5 protein-coding genes are annotated in these 3,663 nt (G+C 37.2%); all 5 read right to left on the bottom strand.

Going from position 1 to position 3,663, the window contains the following annotated elements; genetic code table 11:
- Positions 1 to 600 precede the first annotated feature (600 nt).
- A complete protein-coding gene (locus ACWCQ1_RS51745; protein WP_251647319.1) occupies positions 601 to 1,080 on the bottom strand; it encodes a hypothetical protein in 480 nt (159 codons plus the stop codon).
- Between the two features lie 239 nt (positions 1,081 to 1,319).
- Positions 1,320 to 1,784: a JAB domain-containing protein gene (locus ACWCQ1_RS51740; RefSeq protein ID WP_285854826.1), complete on the bottom strand. Its 465-nt coding sequence runs from the start codon at positions 1,782 to 1,784 to the stop codon at positions 1,320 to 1,322.
- A gap of 566 nt (positions 1,785 to 2,350) precedes the next feature.
- A complete protein-coding gene (locus ACWCQ1_RS51735; RefSeq protein WP_451030089.1) occupies positions 2,351 to 2,797 on the bottom strand; it encodes a hypothetical protein in 447 nt (148 codons plus the stop codon).
- Positions 2,772 to 3,005, bottom strand: a complete 234-nt coding sequence (locus ACWCQ1_RS51730) for a hypothetical protein (protein WP_251647322.1) — start codon at positions 3,003 to 3,005, stop codon at positions 2,772 to 2,774. Before ACWCQ1_RS51730 ends, ACWCQ1_RS51735 begins: the two co-directional genes overlap by 26 nt.
- Positions 3,006 to 3,207: 202 nt before the next feature.
- Complete coding sequence (locus ACWCQ1_RS51725; protein ID WP_251647324.1) at positions 3,208 to 3,480, bottom strand: hypothetical protein; 273 nt, start codon at positions 3,478 to 3,480, stop codon at positions 3,208 to 3,210.
- Between the last annotated feature and the right edge of the window lie 183 nt (positions 3,481 to 3,663).

The raw sequence follows: 3,663 nt of genomic DNA, 5'->3' as shown, positions 1-3,663 counted from the left end.
TCGGCCACTTTGGCTGCAGCAGGAAAGGTTCGGGTGTCCTGCCTGCTGCAGCCTTAGTGGCCGTGCGAATCAATACCATACGGAAGGCAAAAGGGAGAAAATAAATAAAAAAAGCAGGCGGCAGCCTGCTATCCTTTGGTTTTAAGGTTTTGGGTTTTTAACGGTCTTCGGCTCGTGCGGTACGGCCTGGAAGGCAAAAAGATCTGGAACCTACGGAATGTAGGCGGCAGCCGTACAGTCCGTGGTTAGCGAGCTTTTTAGTGCCGTAGCGACACCTACTCCTGGTTGGCCGCTGTGGACCGATAGGGGAACAGCTGCTTACCAGGAGTCAGTGCTGCCGCCCAAATAGGGGTTTAAGTCTTGAAAAGCTTTTAGGTTTTTAAAGAATACTAGTTATTAGCCGTTTCCATTTGGACAAGATTTAATAACCTGTATTAAGGGCAAATAATCGTCTCTATTCAACTCGCTTGTGAAACCTCCTCAACTAAACATAAGCGCAGGTGTACCATATAATCTGGTACACCTTTTTTTATAAAAAAAAGAAGGGTCAAAAACACCCTTCAAAAAAATATATATATAAACATGTCCACAATAGTTAGGTTATTCCTTCTTGCTAATATACTCTCTCACTGTAGAAGTAAGCCAGTAGGGTTTCCCCTCAATCAAAGCATCATTCTTAGGTAATTTACCACGTTCGTAATACACGCTGAGCTTTTTTCTATCAAATTTCAAACCTGATTCATTTAATCTCTTAGCAAAACTTGACTGATTAAGTAATGGGTCTTGGTCATTAATAGTCATTGAATAGTCTTTGGGTAATAAAAAGGTATCATCCTTAAAGAATGTTTCAAGACATTCAAAAGCAAAGCTCACCCAATCACCTTGTAAATGACTATAAACCAAGCCAATATCAAAAGTATTCTCCTTAGGATTTTGGAAAAACAATGCCATTTGGTGAAATACGGATTCTGTTTCACTCAAGTCTTTTTTAGTCGTAGTTTGGTCGTCATCATTCATCATGTCAGATAACATGGGAAAGTAATTCAAAATAAGTTCAGTCGCCTTTTTATTTACTGTCATAAATGATACTCCTTAATTCAAGTTGACATTGTCAACAAGTTCTTAATTTAAGGATATATCAATGTGTTGACATTGTCAACACATTGATTTGGTTTTTATCGAAATATTGGAAGCGAGGATTCGCTGGAAATATTTCGATTTTCCATAAAAGAAAAGGGGTATCCCTTTTCTTCCTTTTTAGGGCAACACACTTTTTAAAAGGATAAGGAGAATGCTAATCATTCCCCTCATGCTCTTTTTTAGATATAACCATGTTCTTTTAAGCTATAATACTTGCCCTCATCATTAACAATTAAGTGGTCTAATAACGGGATACCTAAAATATCTCCTGCTTGTACCATTCTTTTAGTGACTTCTATATCTTCTCTTGAAGGCTCAACCATACCTGACGGATGATTGTGTGCAATGATAATACTAGCTGAATTATTCAGTATGGCTGTTTTCATGACTTCTCTTGGATGGATTATGCTTGCGTCTAAAGAACCTATATGACAACGATGTACCGCATTTACTCTATTTTTCTGATTCAAACAGATTACGAATAGCACTTCTCTATCTTCATCACCAATAAACATAGTTGCGATTTTTGCTCCATCTTGTGGACTCTTAATAGAATATAGGTTTAGTCCTCGGTCATTCTCAATTGTAATTTGTTTGATTCTAACTACCTCATAAATTTTTTCTATTTCTGTGTGATTGGACATGTTTTTTCTCTCCTTGTTTTTGGGTTTCAGAGGGTTTTGATTTTGGGTTTTGTATTTTGAGATTTAGGTCTTATTTGTTGCCCTCTGTTCATCTGTAACGGCAGCGAAGGAGAATTGGAAGGCAAGGGAATAAGCGAAAAAATTTTTATTTCCGCCCTTTACCGTGTTTTGCTTTCGTTCTTGGGATGGGAGGACTGGAAGGACGCACCAGGTCATAGAACGAACAAAACCTTGACATGGTTGGGATGGGAGGATCGGAAAGGTGTGATATGCTTTTTTATCACACCTTGGAGAGACGCACCAGGTCATACCATGACATGAGGGGATTTAATCAGAAATAAAAAATTTTTCGCTCCCTTGCCTGGAATGACGACTGAGCTATAGTGAGGATGAACAGAGGGCCCCACTATCCCCAAATTTCCGGTTTTAGGGGTGGGAGGCGGGAAGTTAATAAAAAGAAACAAAACCGGCTGCCTTTTAGCCGGTTTTCGTTTCTTCCACGCCTTTATGCTTTTAAAAAATAAAAAGACAAGTGCTCCTTGTCTTTTCCATTGTCTATAAAAAATCTAATTAACTATTCTATAAACTTTTTTACATTCACCACATTCAAACTCATTAATATCAAGCTGATAAAGTCCTCTGTTTCCGCACTTACAACCTTCCATTTCTAATTCTTGTTCCGTCATTGTATATATCCATTCCTGTAAAGTTACATCGTATTCATTTGTTTCTAAAGCTTCTATAGCTTTAGACAGTGGTAATTCATGAAAATTAAAATTAGGGTCATTATGGTAGATATAACTAGCTAAATCAATTAGTTCACTAGCAGGTATATAAGTCCAAACCATTTTGTTAGTTTCGTCCTGTAGTGTATAGTAAACTACTTCGATATCATCTGAATAACACTCTGTACATTTATATCCCTTTAGCTCATTCAAGTAAGTTCTGCAAATCTTGCAGAAATGAGAATAATATTGTTTATCCAGTTTAGTTGTTCGCATATATCCAGTCATTCTCCTTCATTTTATTCTCATTGAAGTATTTCTTTAGCTCTTGTGAAGGAGTAGATTCCAATTGTTCTCTTTCTAAGCTGGTAAAATTATATTTCACTTGTACTTCAATAGGATTTATTTCTAAATCCATTTTCACAAACCATGCGAAATATTCTGCGTTAGTACTTTTAGTGATAAGGTCATTAAGGTAAGTTTGATATTTCTTCACTTTCGATACTCCTTGTAATAAATTATTCTATTAGTTCACATATGCTCATCTTGTAAATGGGCAAGTTGAGCAATTATCTTCCGAACATAGTGAACATGGTAATAAATAGTATTTACAGTTTGGGCATTCATGTTTATCGAAGGTTAAAGGTAACTCTGCTTCTTCTGTACAATTTGGACACCATTCCCAAAAATTCCCCATATTATTCTCCCTTGTAACCGTCATAAGGTCTTTTTAACTCTCCGGCTTCTTCTACTACTCTTAACATTTCCAATACTTCATCAATCTCTATATCTCCCCATGAGCCGTAACGGATACAATCACCTGATATGGATTTATCTAAATGATTCACATAAACGGTGAGCTCATGAGTAGACATAGGTCTTCTACCTACTATGAAATATCTATCTATATCATAGGCTTTCCCTTCATACGTCCCGTTCACCAATTCATAAGTAATGCTCTGTATTTTCATATACATCTTCCTCCCAGATTTTTAGGGTTGAGGGTTTGAAAGCTTTTGTTCTTTGCCCCCTGTTCATCTGCAACGGCAGTGAAGGAGGATTGGAAGGCAAGGGAATAAGCGAAAAAATTTTTATTTCCGCCCTTTACCGTGTTTTGCTTTCGTTCTTGGGATGGGAGGACTGGAAGGACGCAC

Source organism: Streptomyces sp. NPDC002144, assembly GCF_053593695.1.
This window is presented reverse-complemented; position numbering and strand designations above follow the sequence as displayed.

Coding starts and splice junctions, on each gene's coding strand:
- ACWCQ1_RS51745 (WP_251647319.1), bottom strand. CDS start 1,080: ATGACAGTAAATAAAAAGGCGACTGAACTTATTTTGAATTACTTTCCC.
- ACWCQ1_RS51740 (WP_285854826.1), bottom strand. CDS start 1,784: ATGTCCAATCACACAGAAATAGAAAAAATTTATGAGGTAGTTAGAATC.
- ACWCQ1_RS51735 (WP_451030089.1), bottom strand. CDS start 2,797: ATGACTGGATATATGCGAACAACTAAACTGGATAAACAATATTATTCT.
- ACWCQ1_RS51725 (WP_251647324.1), bottom strand. CDS start 3,480: ATGAAAATACAGAGCATTACTTATGAATTGGTGAACGGGACGTATGAA.